Origin of the sequence: Weeksella virosa DSM 16922 (genome assembly GCF_000189415.1) — a bacterium.
GTDB classification, from domain to species: domain Bacteria; phylum Bacteroidota; class Bacteroidia; order Flavobacteriales; family Weeksellaceae; genus Weeksella; species Weeksella virosa.
In genome coordinates, this window is sequence record NC_015144.1 from 1,102,662 (window position 1) to 1,123,754 (window position 21,093).

Sequence of the window (21,093 nt, forward strand, 5' to 3'; positions counted from 1 at the left end):
AAAGTAGAAAAACCGATTGATTAATATTTTGGAGATTTTCTGATTGTTGTGAGAAGTGATTTTTGTAATTTTATCCAAATAATGAAGCAATACAAAAGACATGCAAAAAATGAGAATCGAATCGGATTTATTAGGAGAACTCTCTGTTCCCGAAATGGCATATTACGGAATTCAGACACAAAGGGCGATTAATAACTTTCAGATTTCTAACCATAAACTCAATCATTACCCAGAATTTATCAAAGCTCTGGCTATCGTAAAATTGGGTGCTGCACAAGCCAATAACGAATTGGGTGTATTGTCGGATACACACTACCAAGCAATAGAATATGCTTGTCGAGAATTGCTGAAAGGGAATTATGCTGATCAGTTTCCGGTTGATATGATTCAGGGTGGAGCAGGAACGTCAGTAAACATGAATGCCAACGAAGTTATTGCCAATATAGCCTTAGAATTCTTAGGAAAGAAAAAAGGAGATTACCAGTACTGTTCGCCCAACGATCAGGTGAATCTATCTCAATCAACCAATGATGCGTATCCTACAGCCCTAAAAATTGCTCTATTCGAAATGAATAAACCTTTGACCGAAGCTTTGGAACAACTTTCTTTAGCATTGGATAAAAAAGCAAAAGAATTCAGCACGGTTATCAAAATGGGAAGGACTCAACTGCAAGATGCTGTCCCGATGACGTTGGGCCAAGAATTCGAAGGGTTCTCCTTCACCCTAAAAAAAGAAGTTGATCATTTGCATCGTGTTGCTCAACAATTCTTAGAGATTAATATGGGGGCAACAGCAATCGGTACAGGACTAAATGCTGTGCCAGGTTATGCTACTCTTTGTACTCAAAAAATAGCCGACTTATTGAAAGAACCTGTACAGTTGGCCGATAATCTTGTCGAGGCTACTTCCGATACTAGCGCTTTTGTCGATTATTCGTCGGCTTTGAAAAAACTGAGTATCAAGCTTTCTAAAATTTGTAACGATTTACGTTTGTTAACTTCTGGGCCAAGAGCAGGATTATTCGAAATAAATTTACCACCAAAACAACCCGGCTCATCCATTATGCCAGGTAAAGTGAATCCCGTAATACCAGAAGTGGTTAATCAGGTTTGTTACAAAGTTTTGGGTAATGATTTAACGGTCTCTTTTGCGGCAGAGGCCGGACAATTACAATTGAATGTGATGGAACCCGTGATTGGATTCTCCATCATCGAATCGATACAATATCTTACCAATGCCATGACGACTCTACGCCAAGAATGTGTAGAAGGAATTACCGCAAACACAGAACATCTGAAACAAGAAGTACAAAATAGTATCGGAATCGTAACTGCGCTTAATCCTTATTTAGGTTATAAAACAAGTACCAAAATTGCCAAAGAAGCTCTTGCTACCAATGGTAGTGTGTACCATTTGGTTTTGGAGTATGGTCTATTGTCTAAACAACAATTAGACACTATCCTGGATCCTAAAAATATGCTGGGGCCTGAGCACTAATTCTTTGTGGCAATAGATCATCTTACCAAAAAGTAGTTGTAGATATCATGGGAGAGTAAAAAAACAAATTTAATAGTCTATACTAAATGCATCACGATCATCTAAAAAACCGAAATGTTTTCTTGTCGAATGCAAAGATTGATAGTCTAAGGTAAACGTAAGCACTTCTTTGCTTGCGTTTTCATTTGTTAGCTCATTTCCTAATGCATCATAGAGTTGGGAGTCGCCTTCATAGATTAAATTATAGCCATCGATACCGGTTCGGTTGACTCCAGCAACATAGGCCATGTTTTCTATAGCACGTGCCCTGAGTAAACTCATCCAAGCTTCTCGCCGAGATTTTGGCCAAGAAGCATTGCAGAGCATCAGATCATAATCATCTGTATTTCTGCACCATACCGGGAAACGAAGATCGTAACAAACAATTGGGCGAATCTTCCAACCACGATAATCAATCGAAATTATCCGATCACCAGCCGAATAAACATCGGCTTCTTTTCCGTAGCCAAAAAGATGCTTTTTATCATAAATATAAATTGATCCTTCTGGGGCAATAAAATAAAAACGATTGAAATATTTATCGCTTTCTTTGGTAGATACACTACCTGCAATTGCAGCTTTCTTTGTTTTTGCTACATTCATCATCCAATGAAAAGATTCACCGAATGGTTTCTCTGCAATTTTTTCTACATTCATCGAAAAGCCAGACGGAAACATTTCGGGTAACAAAACTAGGTCAGTTTCTGTTGAATTAATCAAATTTTCTATTCGAGAAAAATTCGCATTTCTATCTTCCCAAACTACATCATATTGTATAAGGGATATTTTCAGTTTCGACAAACTCTGTTGCATCGGGTATGTTTTTTTACGAAAATAAGAAAGTTGTTATGAATTCTCGGTTTTTCGTATGTATTTCATCACAAAATTATAAGCACGTTTATCTGCCCAAGAATGTCGTTGACCGCTCAGAGAAAAACCGCAATGTCCACCAAATTCGGGTTGCTCGAAATAGACAAAAGGATGGTTCTCGAATAGGGAAACGTCGTAACATTCTTTGCCAAGAAATGGGTCATTTTTAGCATTTACAACCAAACAAGGAGTACGAATTTTGTGTAAACAATGTTTAGGAGAAGCTTCGGTATAATAGGCCTCTTTGTTCGGATAATTGTGCAAAGGAGCAGTAACATAATCGTCTATTTGGTCGAATGATCGAACTTTTTTCAGAAGATCAAGGTTGATTGCACCAGGAAATTGTTTTGCTTTTTCTATGATTTTCGGCAATAAAGTTCGCTTGAAATTCTGAAAATAAACAACATTCGGAAATGCTTTTAATCTATCTGCAGAAGATTTTAGAGAAATCGGGACCGAAATACCAACCCCTACTTTTACTTCTTTTGGCACTGAAACATTTCCTAAATAATTCATAAGTAGAGCACCACCCATAGAAAATCCTACCAAAGCAATTTCTGTATAGCCTAATGAGATCAAATGATTGACGACGCGTTCTAAATCGTCGTACGCACCATGGTGATAGAGTCGTTTCAGGCGATTCATTTCACCACCACAACTTCTATAATTCCAGGCAAGTACCGAGAAATCTCGCTCATAGAAGTAATCAGAGCAGCTGTTGAGGTAAGTTCTTTTGCTGTCTCCTTCTAAGCCGTGACAAAGAATTACGATTTTGTTGGACTTTTCTTTTTTTCGCCAATCGAGGTTGAGAAAATCGCCATCGTCTAGTTCTAGTTTTTTTCGTGTATAGTTGGGGATAGGATGTTTTTTTAATCGAGCAGGAATGATAGTGGAGAGATGGGCTTCCTGTTGATAAATTTTTTTCGGGCGATAAGTAGATCGGTTGATTAATGGCATTTTAGTAAATTTTTAGGTCATATATATAGTCTTTATCAAGCTCTTCATTAATATTTTCGATTATTTTCGATTTGGCATAAATGATTTCATTTCGCATTGCTGGTGAATTTATTTTCAGATAAATTACTCCTTTTTTCACTTCCATTTTATCGGTCCATTGCTCGAGAAAAGTTCCCATCAATTTTCTCCAAGCGATTTCAGCCTTTACCTCAAGCATCAGTTCTTCTTTTCCAGCTTGTTTGAATATAAAGTCAATCAATTCTGAAAGTGATTGTTGGTTCGATGTGCGCTTTTCGTACTTTTTTCTATACATGAAATAATATTATATACGGATAATTTTGCTTTCTTCGTTGATGCGTTTAACGATTTCTTCTGTTCTACCTGGATGGGTGTCTGTCACAAAAATTTGTCCGAATCGAGCTTCATTCACCAACCGTATTAGCTGTGTAACGCGTTGCTCATCTAATTTATCAAAAATATCATCCAATAACAAAATCGGTGTAAGATTTAATACTTGCTTAATTACTTCTAGTTGGGCGAGCTTTAGGGCAATTAGGTAGGATTTTTGTTGACCCTGTGAACCAAATTTTTTCACAGGATGATGAAAAATCGTAAAAGCCAAATCGTCTTTATGAATGCCAGCAGTCGAATGTTGAGCAAATCGATCTTTTGGTAGATGATTCTGTAGTAATGTGTCGAATGAATGCTCATTTAGCTGAGATATATATTCTATTTTTACAGGTTCGCGTTGTTCGGAAATAGAAGAATAATACGACTTGAAAACCTTGGCAAATATTTCTACAAAAGTTTTTCTTTTCGCAAAGATTTTTTCTCCTAGCTCAATTAGTTCTTTGTCATAAATTCCCAAAGTATCTGCATCAAAAGTTTGGTTTGCAGCAAAGTATTTTAGGAGAGCATTTCTTTGTGATAAAACTTTATTGTATCGAAGCAGATGTTGTAAATAAGCCTTGTCCGATTGCGAGATAATATTATCTAAAAATTTTCGTCTTACTTCGCTTCCTTCATTAATAAGGTCGCTGTCGTACGGGGAAATCATCACCACAGGAAATTGGCCAATATGATCAGATAAACGATCGTATTGTTTACTGTTTCTTTTCAGCTGTTTGCTTTGCCCTTTTCGTACCAAACAAGAAATTTTTTCATCGACATGATTTCTATAAAACTCACCTTCTAGCAAAAAATAATCTTTATCGAATTGGATATTCATCGCATCCGAATGATTAAGGTAACTTTTGCTAAGCGCCAAATAATGAATCGCATCCAATAGATTGGTTTTGCCCAAACCATTTGGTCCAACAATTGCATTGATTTTCGGAGAAAATTCGAAATCACTTTCGGTAAAATTTTTAAACTGTCTTGCTTTTAGTAAACGGAGATACATACGACAAATTTACAACATTTTCTATCAGCAATCTTTTAAAATTCTTCCCTTAGGATTGCCAACTCGAAACTTTTATAGCCGAGAAAAAATAGTTAAATTTGCGGTCTAAAAGTTAGTTTATGGCCATACAAAAACCGTCGATTCCGAAAGGAACGCGCGATTTCTCGCCAGCAGAAGTTAATCGTCGTCAGTATATAATACAAACCATTCAGCAACAATTTGTATTGCATGGTTTTTCACCGATTGAAACGCCATCTTTCGAAAATCTTTCTACCCTTACCGGAAAATATGGAGAAGAAGGCGATCGTTTGATTTTTAAGATTCTCAATTCTGGTGACTATTTAAGTAAAGTTTCTGATACGATTTTAGAAGAAAAAAATAGTCAAAAATTAATTTCACATATTTCAGACAAAGCATTACGATACGATCTCACAGTGCCATTTGCGCGCTATGTAGTTCAGCACCAAAACGAAATAACATTTCCGTTTAAGCGTTATCAAATCCAGCCTGTTTGGCGAGCAGATCGCCCCCAAAAAGGACGATATCGCGAGTTTTATCAGTGTGATGCAGATGTCGTTGGGAGTGATTCTCTTTGGCAAGAAGTAGAGTTTATTGGTTTGTACGATGCGGTTTTCTCAGCCTTGCGATTGCCGGTTGATATCCAAATCAATAACCGAAAAATTTTATCTGGTTTAGCAGAGGTTGCCAATATATCGGATCAATTAATCGATTTTACAGTTGCGCTCGATAAATTAGATAAAATTGGCGAAGATGCTGTGAAACAAGAAATGCTAAGCAAAGGGATTTCTCCACAAGCCATCGAACTATTGTCGCCTTTGTTTTCTATGCAAGGAAATTATCAGGAACAACTTACCCAATTAAGCTCTCTTTTGTCTACCTCTGAGATTGGTAAAAAGGGAATCGAAGAATTGACTTTTGTTTTCGAGAATGTGCACCATATTGGGTTGGATACGGCCAAATTAGAATTGAATCTGACACTTGCGCGAGGTTTAGATTATTACACTGGTGCAATTTTCGAGGTAAAATCTCGACAAGGAGAATTCTCTTCTTCTATCGGTGGCGGTGGACGTTACGATGATTTGACAGGGATTTTCGGTTTAAAAGATATTTCAGGAGTTGGGATTTCTTTTGGTTTGGATAGGATTTATTTGGTACTCGAAGAATTGAATCTTTTCCCAGATGAAAAAACATCGAACCAAACACAAGCTTTATTCATCAATTTTGGAAGTCAAGAAGCCAAAACAGTTACGACATTGGTCAAAAAACTTCGTCGGGAAGGGGTTGTGGCAGAAATGTATCCAGAAGAAGCAAGAATGAAAAAACAACTCAATTATGCCGATAAAAATAAGGTTGCCTATGTGGTGATAATCGGATCCGAAGAATTAAAAGCACAAAAAGCACAAGTGAAAAATATGGAAACAGGAGATCAATTCGATTTAGACTTCGAGGCATTGGTGCCTTTTTTCAACCAAAATAATTCATCAACCTCTTGTAAAAAAGATTGTTAAACCAAAAATAATACATAAAACTCATTTTTAGATGATCATCGAAAACCTCATCAAAAATGTAGAATTCACACTATATTTACCAAAAATTATTCATAACCATGAGTTTATTAACCGTAGGAACCGTTGCCTTCGATAAGTTAGAAACACCGTTTGGCAAAACCGATAAAATCTTAGGAGGCGCAGCAACGTTCATCAGTATGGCTTCGTCTTTATTAGGCGTAAAAACAGGCATTGTGTCTGTGGTAGGTGGTGATTTTCCGGAGGAATACATCGATTTATTAAAATCTAAAAATATCGACCTTAGTGGTTTAGAAATTATCCCAAATGGCAAAACTTTCTTCTGGGAAGGGAAATATCACAATGATCTTAACTCTCGTGATACCCTCGCAACAGAGTTGAATGTTTTAGAAAATTTCGAACCAAAAGTTCCTGAGCAATGGAAAGATTGCAAGGTGCTTATGTTAGGAAACTTACATCCGTTGGTACAAAAATCGGTTCTCGAACAAATAGATATTCGACCAGAATTAGTGGTGCTAGATACGATGAATTTTTGGATGGATCATACCTGGGACGAGTTGATGACCGTGATAAAAGAGGTAGATGTTTTGTCGATCAACGATGAAGAAGCACGGCAAATGTCGGGTGAATATAGTTTGCAGAAAGCTGCTAAAAAAATCATGACAATGGGTCCGAAAACCGTAATCATTAAAAAAGGAGAACACGGAGCTTTGCTGTTTCAGGACGAACGCGTTTTCTTTGCGCCAGCTTTACCGCTGGAAGATGTTTTTGATCCGACAGGCGCGGGAGATACCTTTGCAGGAGGTTTTTCTGGGTATTTGGCTAGTACAGAAGATTATAGCTTCGAGAATATGAAGCGCGCCATTATCTATGGTTCTGCGTTGGCTTCGGTGACGGTAGAAAAATTCGGAACAGATTCGTTGAATGAACTGACAAAAGAACGTTTGGATGAGCGTCTAAAACGTTTTCAGGATTTGATTAGTTTCGAAATGAAGCTGTAATCCTCTTCGAAAAAATATGTTTAAGAAACCTTGGCTTTGACCGAGGTTTTTTTTGTGTTCGGTAAAATGAAATATAAAAAAGCCTCGAAAGAACCGAGGCTTCAAAATTAACACATGAGGACAAAATTTACTCCACTAAATCTTATTCGATAAGTAATAATCAAATCTTGTGCCAAAGTGTGTGGTGTTTTAGAAAATTACTCTACAACATGAATTACTCCTCGCATAAATATGTAATGATTCGGGAAAGAACAGATATAAGTATAGTCTCCAGCATCGGTAAAGGTAAGCGTAATACTATCCTGCTCTCCTGGTCCTAGTAATTTTGTATGTGCAACAATATCCGTAGACAGTGCATTTGGGATATAATCGTTTTTCACCTCAGCTTCAGCAGCTTTAGCAAAAGCGTCTACATCGGTTTCTGGTTTCAAAATTATTAAATTGTGCCCCATTGCCTCTTTAGGTAATTGACCTACATTGTCTAAGGTGATAGTGACCTCTTGTCCTTTCTTCACAGTGAATTCGGTAATATCGTACTTCATGTTGTCGTTCCCTTTTATTGTAATCGCTGTTACGGGGTTATTTACATCGGCCTCTATGCTAGCGCTTGTTTCCTCAGATGATAAGGGGGTTACTTCTTTTCTAGAGCCTCCGCAAGAGGCTAATAAAATAGATAGTCCTGATAATAAAAATAGTTTTTTCATGTACGTTAGTTTTTACAAAGATACGGATTTTAAATTTAAGGGATGTCTAAATACTTATGAGTTTGTACCGTAATTCGCCATTTCGGATTCTGTTTTATAAATTCGACCAATTTAGGTGACATGCTGTCACGTTTGCTCCATTCTACTTGCAGATACAGTAAGCAATTGTCTTTCACTTTGGCTGCTTGCTCTTCGGCAAAAGTAAAATCGTGTTGATTATAAATAATCATTTTCAACTCATTGGCTTGCTGATAAATACTTTCTACAGGTAATTTTGTTTTTTTAGGAGAGAGCGTAACCCAATCAATTTCTCCTGTCAACGGATAAGCGCCCGAAGTTTCTATGTGGATATTTGCTCCATGTTTGTGTAATTCGCTTGTTAAGAAAGTTAAATCCCACATAAGGGGTTCTCCTCCTGTAATGATAATTGTTTTACAAATTGCAGCTGCTTCTTTTGCCAAGGTTGCTATATCTGTTAGCGGATGGATTTCTGCATCCCAGCTCTCTTTCACATCACACCAATGACAGCCAACATCGCAACCGCCTAATCGTATAAAATACGCGGCAACTCCGGCATATGCACCTTCTCCTTGCAAGGTATAGAAATGTTCCATTACCGGTAAGAGGCGACCTTCGTTGGCTAGCTGTTGTTGTTCATTGGTAATCCCTGAAATTTGTATCATGTTTGTTTTTAATTATTTCTTTGGTAAGCCAAAAGCGTATTCTCTAGCAACATCGCACGAGTCATTGGGCCAACACCACCCGGAACCGGAGTTATCCAAGAGGCTTTCTCTTGTACACTCTCAAAATCTACATCTCCTGCAATTTTATATCCTTTTGGCGAATCAGTATCTTCTACACGAGTAATTCCTACATCGATAATTACGGCACCTTCTTTTACCATATCACCCTTCAAGAAATGAGGAACGCCAAGGGCAGTAACCACAATGTCGGCTTTCTTCGTAAACTCTTCTATATTTATGGTGCTCGAGTGTACCAAGGTTACGGTACAATCTCCAGGATTTCCTTTTCGGGCTAATAAAATACTCATTGGTTTACCTACAATTCTAGAACGACCAATAATAACGGCATGTTTACCTTTGGTTTCGATTTCATTGCGTTCTAGTAACTTCATTATACCAAATGGTGTTGCCGGTATGAAAGACTCCATATCTAAAGCCATTTTACCGAAATTTTCTGGATGAAATCCATCAACATCTTTTTTAGGATCAATGGCATTGATAATCATTTCTTGATCAATATGCTTGGGTAAAGGTAATTGCACGATAAAACCATCTAAATCAGCTTGGTTGTTAAGCTTTTCTATCACAGCCAACAACTCTTCTTGTGAGGTCGTTTCCGGTAAACGAAGCAAAGAAGAACGAAACCCTACTTGTTCGCAATCTTTGATTTTGCTGTTGACATACGTTTGCGAAGCTCCATTTTCTCCTACCAAAACGGCTGCTAAATGGGGCACTCTTTTCCCTGCAGTAATAAGCTGATCAACGCTTTCTTTAATTTCTTGTTTGATTTGTTTGGATAATTTTAATCCGTCTAAAATTTGCATTTTGTGTCTATTTTTGCAAAGATAAAACGAAAAAGCTCCTTGCCCAATTTTGACTTGTATTTTCTGTCTGAGATTACAATCTTTGTAAAAATAAAATCCAGCTATTTTGAATAAAATTGCTATTATCGGAGGGGGAGCTTCTGCTTTTTTTATTGCAGCAAATCTTCACCCAAAAATAGGAGAAAACACTCATCTATACGAGCAAGCTACAAGTCCATTGCAGAAAGTGAGAATTTCTGGTGGAGGACGCTGTAATGTAACCCATGCGTGTTTCGACCCTAGAGAATTGGTCGAATTTTACCCGCGCGGGAAAAAAGAATTGTTGGGGGTTTTTCATCAATTTCAGCCAGGAGACACAATGGAGTGGTTCGAATCGAGAAATGTGCCGCTGAAAATCGAAGACGACAATCGAATTTTTCCGCAATCGAACACTTCTCTTTCTATTATCGAATGCTTTCTGAAAGAAATTGAAAAATCCAAAGTAAATATTCATCTAAATCATGGCATACAAGGAATTCGAGCAGAAAACAATCAGTTTATTCTTCGTATCCAAAACAAGGAAGAAGTTTTCGATAAAATTGTTATTGCAACGGGATCTTCACCAAAAGCATGGAAAATGATTCGTTCGCTTGGGCATACGATAGTTTCTCCTGTTCCGTCGCTGTTTACGTTTAATTGTAAAGACCATAGAATAAAAGAGTTGATGGGGGTTTCTTTTGCAAATGCTTCGGTAGAAGTTGTCGATAGCGATTTGGCTGCAGAAGGACCATTATTGATTACACACTGGGGGTTTAGTGGACCAGCTATTTTGCGACTATCGGCTTGGGGTGCACTGGCATTGAGTGAGAAAAAATATCAATTCAATATAAAAATTAACTTCGTAGAACAACCTGAAGAACAAATAATAGATTTTCTGAAAAAACTTCGTCAACAACAACCCAAAAAAAATTGTTTTAGTAATAATCCTTTTTCTTTTCCGAAACGTTTTTGGAAGTCTTTATTGATTAGTGTAGGAATCAAAGAAAAATTGAATTTTGCAGATTTACGCAATCTACAAATCGAGCAATTAGCAAAAGAACTTACAGCCGGAGAATATACTATCGAAGGGAAAAGCACTTTCAAAGACGAGTTTGTTACAGCAGGCGGAGTCGATTTACGAGAGATAAACTTCAAGAAAATGGAGAGTAAACTACATCCAAATTTATTTTTTGCAGGCGAAGTATTGAATATTGACGCCATCACCGGCGGGTTTAATTTTCAGGCCTGTTGGTCGGAAGGATTTATCATTGCGTCCGAATTGAATAAAAGCATTAAATAAGTGTAAGAGTTACACTGGTAAGTTTATTACATAATCGATTGATATCGAGAAGCTTTTAAAAAAAATCATGTTGGCATAACATTGTTAATAATAAAAATCTATATTTGTGTTAAAATATTCTAAAAAAACATCATAAATTATGAAGAGACTTTTCTTAACAATAGCTATGCTTGGCTTATGTTCTTCTGTTTTTGCAGGAGGATATCGTGTAGCTCTTCAAGGGGTTCGTCAAGCAGCCATGGGAGGCGTAAGTGCAGACGCAAGAGATGCGAGTATCGCTTTTTATAATCCAGCAGGCTTGGCATTTGTCGATAGTAAACTAAGCATTTCTATCGGTGGTTTTGGGGTAAATACCGAAGCAAAATGGCAAGACCCTTTAACCTTAAACAAATCGGTTACAGATAACAAAATGTCTACACCTGTCTATGCAGCAGTTAGTTACAAGCCTGTGGAAGATTTGGCAGTAGCAGTAAGTTTTACCACACCATACGGTAGCTCCCTTACTTGGCCGGCTGATTGGGAAAATAAAGCTAACGTAACGAAAATAGAACTAAAATCTTTCTATATCCAGCCAACTGTTGCTTACAAATTCAATGACTGGTTTAGTGCAGGTGTTGGATTAATTTTTGCACGTGGATCAGTTAACTTGGATAGAGTAGTGAGCGTTGCTGGAAACGACATCAACCTCAATATCAATGATAAAGATGCAACTGGGAAAGGATTCAATATCGGAGCATATTTCAAACCAAGTGAAAAATTAGCCGTAAGTATCGCTTATAAATCAAAAGTTGATATGGAAGCGAACAAAGGAGATTTAACCTGGGAAAATGTTCCGAGAGTACTTCAGACTAATCCGAACTTCATGGTAAATAAATTCAATGCTTCTTTACCGCTTGTATCAGAATTTACGTTCGGAATTGCTTATCGTCCTATCGAAAAATGGTTAATCGGTGCCGATGTTATGGTGAATGGTTGGAGTCGTTACAAACGCTTGACTTTTGATTTATACAATGAGCAAACAGGAGAAGGTTACCAAAATATAGCAACCAAAGAATTCAAAGACGTTGCTATTTGGCGTGTAGGTACCGAATATGCTTTTACAGATATGATTCTTGGTCGTGTAGGATATACCTATGATCCTTCACCTGTTAGAAGCGAGTATTGGTCTTCTGAAACACCAAGTACAACTCAACATACGATATCGGGTGGTCTAGGATTTAAGTTCGCCAACGGATTTTATTTAGATCTAATGGGGCAATACCTCATCGGTACCGAACGCTATGTACATAATATAGAATCGAATTTCCAAGGAGATTTCAAACTGAAAGCGCTTAACTTTGGTCTTGGATTAACGTATAACCTAAAATAAGGTCCCATCATGAAAAATATCAATAAAATAATTTTAGCAGCTTTTGCGTTATCATTTTTTAGCTGTAATGACGATTTTGAAAATCCGGTAGAAGACTTTGTAGTCACTTCTGGGAAAGCAGATTTCACAAAATATGTTGCTTTGGGTAACTCGTTAACTTCGGGTTATATGGATGGTGCTTTGTACAAAACAGCACAAGAAAACTCCTACCCATCTATTTTAGCAGGTCTAATGAAACCTGCAGGTGGAGGTGAGTTTACACAACCGTTAATGCCGGATGATATTGGCGGATTTGTCAATTTCGGTATCAAAGGGAAATTACAACTACAAGTTGTTAATGGATCGTTAGTCCCTGTGCCGACTGATGCGCAAAGCAATTTCAATCAACTTTCTGGGGCTTTCAGTAATATGGGTGTTCCTGGAGCCAAATCGTTCCATTTAGGTGTAGATGGTTATGGAAATCCTGCTGGGATTGCTACTGGAAAAGCAAATCCTTACTTTGCACGTTTTGCATCCTCTGCAAACACCTCGGTTATAAAAGATGCAGTCGCTCAACAACCTACTTTCTTCTCTTTATGGATTGGTAATAACGATGTTTTGTCATATGCTACTAGCGGTGGAGTTGGAGTAGACAGAACAGGAAATCCGAATGCCGCAGAATACGGTCCAAATGATATTACAGATCCAGACCTGTTAGGAAACGTTATCGAATCGTATGTTAAGGCTTTAACAGCAAATGGAACAAATGCTACAAAAGGTGTATTAGCCAATATTCCTAGTGTGACCTCGGTACCGTACTTCACGACCGTTCCATATGCACCATTGAGCCCTGCAAATGCGAGTTTTGGACCGATGATTCCAGCATTAAATCAACAATTTGGTGCATTGAATATGGTGTTTGATTATCTAAAAGTTCCGGAGCGTAAAATTGTTTTCTCGCCTTCTTCGGCCTCAGCCGTAGTAATAAAAGATGAAAGCTTACCAAACCTTGCCGCGGAAATTACAGCAGTACTCACCCCTCAAGTTGGAGCACAACAAGCAGCTTTGTTTGGTCTAATATATGGTCAAGCACGTCAGGCAACTGCACAAGACTTACTGGTTCTTCCTTCTTCTTCGTATATCGGGAAAATGGATACTGAAAGAGTAGAGCAGCTAAAACAAATGGGCGTTCCGGCTGAACAAGCAGCACAATTGGCTTTTGCAGGAATTACCTATCCGTTAGAAGATAAGTGGGTATTAACCAGAAACGAGTTGCAGACTGTAGAAAAAGCCGTTAATGCGTATAATACAAAAATTGCAGAAATTGCAAGTAAGTATGATTTGGCTTTGGTTGATGCCAATACTGAAATGAGAAATATTTCTGTATCTGGTTTAACATTCTACGGAACAACCTATACCACAAGCTTCATTGCAGGAGGGGCTTTCTCTCTAGATGGAGTTCACTTAACAGGTATCGGGTACGCAATCGTTGCCAATATGTTTGTGAAAGCAATCAATCAAAAATATTCATCAAACTTAAGACAAGTCAACCCAAGCGTTTATCCTGGGGTAACATTTCCTAACTAAAGAGTAATTTCTTATTAGATAAAGAGACTTACTCCTTTAAGTTAACAGAGCTTCTACTATTCGGTAGGAGCTTTTTTTTTTAACAAAAATTCTAGAAATGTAATTCCTATGCTATAACATATCTGTTGTGAAATGGCTGTTCAAGTATTAATGTTACAGGTTTTTATCTTATATAGACAAACAATAAATAAATTTTTAGTTAATTTTTTGATTATTTGAAAAAATTCTATAATTTTAAGATAAATTAACAAAAATTAATATTTATGAGAAAAAATTTACTAGCGCTATTACTTATCGGAGCTTCATCCGTAGGTTTTGCCAGCACAAATCCATGGGGAGGATTATCTCTGAAAGACTATGGTTTTGTGTCTCCGTTTAAAAAGACATCAGCTTTGGTGGCCGATTATTGTATTCCAGCAATTTCAAATCCAGAAGCGATAACGTCTGTTATTTTTGGTGAAATTAACAATCAGTCACCTGCAAACTCAAATTTGGCTTATGAAGATTTTACGTCATTAGCGCCGGCAAACTTAACCCCTGGTGAAGAGTATGAGATAAAACTAAAAGGATATACTGGAGGTAATTTCTCTACCTCTTTCACAGTTTTCATCGATTTTAATCAAAATAAAGTTTTTGATGAAGAAGAGCGTTTTAATATTGGTTATATTGCTAACTCTACAGGTGTAGACGATGTTGAGTTGGTAGGGAATATAACAATACCTATTGATGCATTGCCGGGAGATACTCGAATGAGAGTTATGAAGAGATTTACAGCTTCTAATAATACCTATGCTCAAAATGGATGTAATCTTGGTTCTAATTACGGGCAAGTAGAAGATTACACTGTAAAACTAGCTGGGGCGAAAGGATGTCTAACAGCGCCAAACGGTCAATATCCTACAGCAACATATTCATTACCAACTGCTGATGGGGTTGAGTATGCAATTATTAGAGCTGGATGGACAGGAGAATACTCTAAGGTTCGTGTGAAAAAAGGGTATAACTATACCTTCAAATCATCGGTTGATACACATTTCATTACCATCGGAGACGAGGCTGGAGAGAACATATTGAGATCTGGAACAGGAACAGTAACTTGGAAAGCAGATGAAACAAAAGTTGTACGTTTCTACTTGCATAATGATGAAGAGTGTAACTATCAGAGCACAGGAAGCTTTAGTAGAATCGTTTCTGCTATGGCACCAAGCCAAACAGATGAAGAATTGTGTAATCCAGGTAACGAGTCGAATGACTTTGAGAATGGATCCTTATTAGGAGGAGAAGGACAGCAACGTTTAGCCATCAACTTCGATGCTAACCCAGGACAGATCATTAAAGCATCTAAGATTAACTTAAGCTTATTCGGAGATGCAACATCAATTAATTTCGATGTTTACTCGAGCAATGAGGAAGGGTTACCAGATCAATTATTGAAAACAGTAAATGGTACAATTTCTGAAAAAGTAAGTACCGGAACCCACTTCAACTTTCCTACTTATACGTATACGGTAGATTTTAGCGAGCCAATTGAAATAAATGGAGACGAAGCAAGTCGTTATTGGCTTGAAGTGAAAGCGGATGTAGCAGCAATCGAAACAACAACGGTTTCTCCATCTCCAGTAAATTTAGTATTTGCTTCTAACGCAACACAAAATGCTTGGAGATATACAACAGCAGCAGCGGTTTATTCATTAGAGACAGAATGTTCTTATGCAGAACCAGAAGGAGATGCATGTGATCAAGTTGCTCCGTCAAACAACTTCGAGAATGGATCTTTCTTAGGAGGAGATAGTAATCAGAGATTGGCGATTGATATCCCAGTAGCTGCTACGCAAAAATTAACAGCGACAGAAATGGAGTTGAACTTATTCAATGAGCCAACAGCAGTTAACTTCTCGTTGTATAATGATGATGCTAACGCACCAGGAGCTTTGATTCAGGATGTAGCAGGAACAATTGTAAGCTCTACTCAAATAGGCACAGCGTTCAACTACCCAATCTATAAAGTAGTTGTTAAATTCCAAAGTCCAATTGCATTAGATGGAGCACAAGGTACGAAATACTGGTTAGAAGTAAAAGCAGATGCATTAGCTTGGGAAACAACTACAGCTACCACAATTGGTTCGAGAATGGCATTCAATAACAACAACTCTCAAGGAAACTGGGTAGTTGGTACAGACGAAGCAGTATATAAATTGGTTGCCGTTTGTGAAGGAGAAGGTCCAGGAGGTCCAGGAGAAGGAGGAGATTACTGTATACCTACCAACCTTTTGTGTAATGATGGAGATGTATTAACCAATGTAACATTCGGTACAATTAACAACACAACAACGTGTGGAGCTGGAGGGTACAATGACTTTACAGCAATGTCTACCGATGTGAAACGTAATGCTAGCTACGAATTCTCTGCCTCTACAGGAGCAGGATGGCAATATGAGTCTGTACATGTATGGATAGATTATAACCACGATGGTGTATTCACCGAAGAAGAGTACACGTATATCGGAAGCAATCCAGGAGGTACAGTAACGAATATGATTAAAATTCCAGAAAATGCATTAGAAGGAGCAACCAGAATGCGTGTTCGCGTATTTGCATCGCCAGGACCAGATCATCCACAAGCTTCTATTGCATATGGAAATGAGGGGGCATGTTATGATAATGCAGAATACCCTTACGGAGAGATCGAAGATTATACCGTTAATATCGGTGAGTTAGGTTTAACGAATGTAAACGATGCAGTAGTAAAATTATACCCTAACCCGGTACATGACGTATTAACGATAGAGTCTAAAACGGCGATCCAATCTGTAGAAATTTACAATATAGCAGGACAGATGGTAAACTCTATCTCTAGCTTGAATAAATCAAAAACAGAGATCAATGTAAGTAAATTAACTCCAGGAGTATACGTTGTTCGTACGACAGATGCGAATGGAAATACCAACTCTTACAAAGTGATGAAAAAATAAGCGTTTTATCAACCTTTAAAAACAAAATAGCAGTCCAATCTTTGGGCTGCTATTTTGTTTTGATTATTTGAAAAAATTCTATAATTTTAAGATAAATTAACAAAAATTAATATTTATGAGAAAAAATTTACTAGCGCTATTACTTATCGGAGCTTCATCCGTAGGTTTTGCCAGCACAAATCCATGGGGAGGATTATCTCTGAAAGACTATGGTTTTGTGTCTCCGTTTAAAAAGACATCAGCTTTGGTGGCTGATTATTGTGTGCCTGGGCCTGTTAATCCAGAAGCGATAACGTCTGTTATTTTTGGTGAAATTAACAATCAATCACCTGCAAACTCAAATTTGGGTTATGAAGATTTTACTTCATTAGCGCCGGCAAACTTAATCCCTGGTGAAGAGTATGAGATAAAGTTAAAAGGAAATACTAAGGGTAATTTCACTAATACTTTTACAGTTTTCATCGATTTTAATCAAAATAAAGTTTTTGATGAAGAAGAGCGTTTTAATATTGGTTATATTGCTAATTCTACAGGCGAAGACGATGTTGAGTTGGTAGGGAATATAACAATACCTATTGATGCATTGCCAGGAGAAACTCGAATGAGAGTAATGAAGAGATTCACAACCTCTAGCAATCCTACCTATGCTGAAAATGGATGTATAGTTGGAGGAAGTTTTGGCCAAGTAGAAGATTACACTGTAAAACTAGCAGAACCGAAAGGATGTCTAACGGCGTCAAATGGTCAATATCCTACAGCTGCTTTCATATTACCAAGCAATAATGGAATTGATTATGCAATTACAACAGTTGGATTTTCAGGAGAATTTTCTAAGGTTCGTGTGAAAAAAGATTACACCTATACCTTCAAGACTTCGACAGATACACATTTCATTACCATCGGAGACGAGGCCGGAGAGAACATATTGAGATCTGGAAAAGGAGCAGTAACATGGAAAGCAGATGAAACAAAAGTTGTACGTTTCTATTTACATTTAAATGATGAATGTGAAGACGATGGGGAGGAAGGTAGTTATAGTAGAATCGTTTCTGCTATGGCACCAAGCCAAACAGATGAAGAATTGTGTAATCCAGGTAACGAGTCGAACAACTTTGAGAATGGATCCTTATTAGGAGGAGAAGGACAGCAACGTTTAGCCATCAACTTCGATGCTAACCCAGGACAGATCATTAAAGCATCTAAGATTAACTTAAGCTTATTCGGAGATGCAACATCAATTAATTTCGATGTTTACTCGAGCAATGAGGAAGGGTTACCAGATCAATTATTGAAAACAGTAAATGGTACAATTTCTGAAAAAGTAAGTACCGGAACCCACTTCAACTTTCCTACTTATACGTATACGGTAGATTTTAGCGAGCCAATTGAAATAAAAGGAGACGAAGCAAGTCGTTATTGGCTTGAAGTGAAAGCGGATGTAGCAGCAATCGAAACAACAACGGTTTCTCCATCGCCAGTAAATTTAGTATTTGCTTCTAACGCAACACAAAATGCTTGGAGATACTCAAAATCTGCAGCGGTTTATTCATTAGAGACAGAATGTTCTTATGCAGAACCAGAAGGAGATGCATGTGATCAAGTTGCTCCGTCAAACAACTTCGAGAATGGATCTTTCTTAGGAGGAGATGCTAATCAGAGATTGGCGATTGATATCCCAGTAGCTGCTACGCAAAAATTAACAGCGACAGAAATGGAGTTGAACTTATTCAATGAGCCAACAGCAGTTAACTTCTCGTTGTATAATGATGATGCTAACTTACCAGGATCATTGATTCAGGATGTAGCAGGAACAATTGTAAGCTCTACTCAAATAGGCACAGCGTTCAACTACCCAATCTATAAAGTAGTTGTTAAATTCCAAAGTCCAATTGCATTAGATGGAGCACAAGGTACGAAATACTGGTTAGAAGTAAAAGCAGATGCATTAGCTTGGGAAACAACCACAGCTACCACAATTGGTTCGAAAATAGCATTCAATAACAACAATTCTCAAGGAAACTGGGTAGTTGGTTCATACGAAGCAGTATATAAATTGGTTGCCGTTTGTGAAGGAGAAGGTCCAGGAGGTCCAGGAGAAGGAGGAGATTACTGTATACCTACCAACCTTTTGTGTAATGATGGAGATGTATTAACCAATGTAACATTCGGTACAATTAACAACACAACAACGTGTGGAGCTGGAGGGTACAATGACTTTACAGCAATGTCTACTGATGTGAAACGTAATGCTAGCTACGAATTCTCTGCCTCTACAGGAGCAGGATGGCAATATGAGTCTGTACATGTATGGATAGATTATAACCACGATGGTGTATTCACCGAAGAAGAGTACACGTATATCGGAAGCAATCCAGGAGGTACAGTAACGAATATGATTACAATTCCAGAAAATGCATTAGAAGGAGCAACCAGAATGCGTGTTCGCGTATTTCCAATGCCAGGACCGGGTCATCCACAAGCTATTGCATATGGAAATGAGGGGGCATGTTATGATAATGCAGAATACCCTTACGGAGAGATCGAAGATTATACCGTTAATATCGGTGAGTTAGGTTTAACGAATGTAAACGATGCAGTAGTAAAATTATACCCTAACCCGGTACATGACGTATTAACGATAGAGTCTAAAACGGCGATCCAATCTGTAGAAATTTATAATATAGCAGGACAGATGGTAAACTCTATCTCTAGCTTGAATAAATCAAAAACAGAGATCAATGTAAGTAAATTAACTCCAGGAGTATACGTTGTTCGTACGACAGATGCGAATGGAAATACCAACTCTTACAAAGTGATGAAAAAATAAGCGTTTTATCAACCTTTAAAAACAAAATAGCAGTCCAATCTTTGGGCTGCTTTTTTTCTTTTATAAGATGAAACTTCATCATATAAAAAAATCCTATTCAAAGGTGAATAGGATTTTTTTGTAGTGACGTCGGCAGGATTCAAACCTGCAACCTTCTGAGCCGTAATCAGATGCGCTATTCAGTTGCGCCACGACGCCATTTGTTATCGTTTTGGATTGCAAATATAAGGTACATTTATCTAATAAAACAAATGATTTGTAATAAAAATTCAAAATATTTTCTTAACCTTTGTAAACCAAATAATTAAATTGATTATAAAAATGAAAATACAAACTTGGATTCTCTATTTGCTACTAAGTTTCTCCTATTTTACCTGTAAAAAAGCAGAAAAACCTTCTTCTCAGCCTCAATTATCGTACGCTGCTTATCTCAATTATCAAAAAACAGATCAACAAATAGAAATATGGATCGATGGACAAAAACAAGCTTTCCCTCTAACCAAATTTCCTTATAAGAGAATTGTCGTTACCCAAACCGCTAGTATTGGGTTTCTAAAAGAGTTAGACGCTTTAGACAAACTTATCGGAGTTACAGATGCTAACTTTATTTATCAACCAGCCATACGAACCAAAATACAAGCAAACAAAATCTTAGAATTTGGCAACGCAAGCGAGTTGTTGGTAGAAAAAATATTAGAAGCCAAGCCCGATTTGATTATCGCCTCTTCGAACCCGAGCCACATCAAAGCTCTTTCTATCCTACAGCAGAGTGGAATAGATGTACTTTTGATCGATGATTACAAAGAAACTTCGCCTATCGGACGAGTAGAGTACTTGAAGCTTTTCGGTCTTTTGGTTGGTAAAGAAGAATTGGCACAAAAAAGATTCTCCGAAATCCGTGAAAACTACGAAAACACAAAAACGAAAATAGCAAACGCTAAAGCAAATAAACACACGACTTTTGTAAACACCATGTACGGTGATGTTTGGTATTTACCTGGTAAAGAAACCTTGCAAGCAAAACTTTTGGCAGATGCCAATGCTAATTATTTATGGGCAAATGATGGCGATGTTTTGTCTATTAATGCCAGTTTCGAGCAGGTTTATAAACGAGCCAAAAGAGCAACAATCTGGTTAAATGTAAGTGATTTTCAAAACTTAGACCAGATGAAAGCCGCACGAAATCAATATACTTGGTTCGATGCTTATAAAACAAAAAATGTATACAATACCAATCGAAAAGCAAACTCCAACGGAGGGAGTGATTATTTCGAAACGGGAGTTGTTCGTCCAGATCTTATTTTACAAGATTTAGGAAAGATTTATTATCCAGAATTATTTAGCAATCATTCGTTTTATTTCTATCAAAAATTACTGTAGAAATAAAGTTCTATTGAAGTATAGAAAAAAGAATGGACGAACAAATGTTCGTCCATTCTTTTTATGTATTGTAACG

Annotated in this window: 16 protein-coding genes and 1 tRNA gene; 9 read left to right on the forward strand and 8 right to left on the reverse strand. The window is 37.5% G+C overall.

Annotation, left to right across the window (positions count from 1 at the left end):
- Positions 1-100 precede the first annotated feature (100 nt).
- Complete coding sequence (aspA, locus tag WEEVI_RS05415) at positions 101-1,498, forward strand: aspartate ammonia-lyase (protein ID WP_041942098.1); 1,398 nt, start codon at positions 101-103, stop codon at positions 1,496-1,498.
- A 69-nt stretch (positions 1,499-1,567) separates the two neighbouring features.
- Here aspA and WEEVI_RS05420 read toward each other — a convergent pair whose 3' ends face one another.
- From WEEVI_RS05420 to recF, 4 genes are read right to left on the reverse strand one after another with little or no spacing between them, the layout of a single operon-like run.
- Positions 1,568-2,350 (reverse strand): nitrilase-related carbon-nitrogen hydrolase, encoded by a 783-nt coding sequence (locus tag WEEVI_RS05420; RefSeq protein WP_013598151.1) that lies wholly within the window; start codon positions 2,348-2,350, stop codon positions 1,568-1,570.
- A 33-nt stretch (positions 2,351-2,383) separates the two neighbouring features.
- The gene (locus tag WEEVI_RS05425) at positions 2,384-3,364 is read right to left on the reverse strand and encodes a YheT family hydrolase (protein ID WP_013598152.1); all 981 of its coding nucleotides are present in this window, start codon (positions 3,362-3,364) and stop codon (positions 2,384-2,386) included.
- Position 3,365: 1 nt separating this feature from the next.
- A complete protein-coding gene (locus tag WEEVI_RS05430; RefSeq protein ID WP_013598153.1) occupies positions 3,366-3,677 on the reverse strand; it encodes a DciA family protein in 312 nt (103 codons plus the stop codon).
- A gap of 9 nt (positions 3,678-3,686) precedes the next feature.
- A complete protein-coding gene (gene recF, locus WEEVI_RS05435; protein ID WP_013598154.1) occupies positions 3,687-4,766 on the reverse strand; it encodes a DNA replication/repair protein RecF in 1,080 nt (359 codons plus the stop codon).
- A 119-nt stretch (positions 4,767-4,885) separates the two neighbouring features.
- On the opposite strand from recF, the gene hisS reads away from it, so the two are divergent.
- Positions 4,886-6,295: a histidine--tRNA ligase gene (gene hisS, locus WEEVI_RS05440; protein WP_013598155.1), complete on the forward strand. Its 1,410-nt coding sequence runs from the start codon at positions 4,886-4,888 to the stop codon at positions 6,293-6,295.
- A 98-nt stretch (positions 6,296-6,393) separates the two neighbouring features.
- The gene (locus WEEVI_RS05445) at positions 6,394-7,314 is read left to right on the forward strand and encodes a PfkB family carbohydrate kinase (protein WP_013598156.1); all 921 of its coding nucleotides are present in this window, start codon (positions 6,394-6,396) and stop codon (positions 7,312-7,314) included.
- Positions 7,315-7,511: 197 nt separating this feature from the next.
- On the opposite strand, the gene WEEVI_RS05450 is transcribed toward WEEVI_RS05445, so the two are convergent.
- Genes WEEVI_RS05450 through folD form a run of 3 tightly spaced genes read right to left on the reverse strand, consistent with a single transcriptional unit; the run spans position 7,512 to position 9,585 of the window.
- Positions 7,512-8,018 carry a plastocyanin/azurin family copper-binding protein gene (locus WEEVI_RS05450; protein WP_013598157.1) on the reverse strand — a complete coding sequence of 169 codons (507 nt, stop codon included), beginning with the start codon at positions 8,016-8,018 and terminating at the stop codon, positions 7,512-7,514.
- Between the two features lie 35 nt (positions 8,019-8,053).
- Entirely contained in the window at positions 8,054-8,701 is a 648-nt protein-coding gene (locus tag WEEVI_RS05455; RefSeq protein ID WP_013598158.1) for a 7-carboxy-7-deazaguanine synthase QueE, read from the reverse strand.
- A gap of 8 nt (positions 8,702-8,709) precedes the next feature.
- On the reverse strand, positions 8,710-9,585 hold the full coding sequence (gene folD / locus WEEVI_RS05460) for a bifunctional methylenetetrahydrofolate dehydrogenase/methenyltetrahydrofolate cyclohydrolase FolD (RefSeq protein WP_013598159.1): 876 nt from the start codon (positions 9,583-9,585) through the stop codon (positions 8,710-8,712).
- A gap of 106 nt (positions 9,586-9,691) precedes the next feature.
- Here folD and WEEVI_RS05465 point away from each other — a divergent pair, with 106 nt between their 5' ends.
- The 5 genes from WEEVI_RS05465 (at position 9,692) to WEEVI_RS05485 (ending at position 19,637) form a co-directional block, all read left to right on the forward strand.
- Positions 9,692-10,903 (forward strand): BaiN/RdsA family NAD(P)/FAD-dependent oxidoreductase, encoded by a 1,212-nt coding sequence (locus tag WEEVI_RS05465; protein WP_013598160.1) that lies wholly within the window; start codon positions 9,692-9,694, stop codon positions 10,901-10,903.
- Between the two features lie 139 nt (positions 10,904-11,042).
- Positions 11,043-12,272 (forward strand): OmpP1/FadL family transporter, encoded by a 1,230-nt coding sequence (locus tag WEEVI_RS05470; RefSeq protein WP_013598161.1) that lies wholly within the window; start codon positions 11,043-11,045, stop codon positions 12,270-12,272.
- Between the two features lie 9 nt (positions 12,273-12,281).
- Positions 12,282-13,838, forward strand: a complete 1,557-nt coding sequence (locus tag WEEVI_RS05475; RefSeq protein WP_013598162.1) for an SGNH/GDSL hydrolase family protein — start codon at positions 12,282-12,284, stop codon at positions 13,836-13,838.
- A 263-nt stretch (positions 13,839-14,101) separates the two neighbouring features.
- On the forward strand, positions 14,102-16,810 hold the full coding sequence (locus tag WEEVI_RS05480) for a T9SS type A sorting domain-containing protein (RefSeq protein ID WP_013598163.1): 2,709 nt from the start codon (positions 14,102-14,104) through the stop codon (positions 16,808-16,810).
- Between the two features lie 115 nt (positions 16,811-16,925).
- Entirely contained in the window at positions 16,926-19,637 is a 2,712-nt protein-coding gene (locus tag WEEVI_RS05485; protein WP_013598164.1) for a T9SS type A sorting domain-containing protein, read from the forward strand.
- A gap of 124 nt (positions 19,638-19,761) precedes the next feature.
- Here WEEVI_RS05485 and WEEVI_RS05490 read toward each other — a convergent pair.
- Positions 19,762-19,835: transfer RNA gene (locus WEEVI_RS05490), tRNA-Arg, on the reverse strand.
- Positions 19,836-19,958: 123 nt separating this feature from the next.
- Here WEEVI_RS05490 and WEEVI_RS05495 point away from each other — a divergent pair.
- Complete coding sequence (locus WEEVI_RS05495) at positions 19,959-21,017, forward strand: ABC transporter substrate-binding protein (RefSeq protein WP_013598165.1); 1,059 nt, start codon at positions 19,959-19,961, stop codon at positions 21,015-21,017.
- Positions 21,018-21,093: the final 76 nt, after the last annotated feature.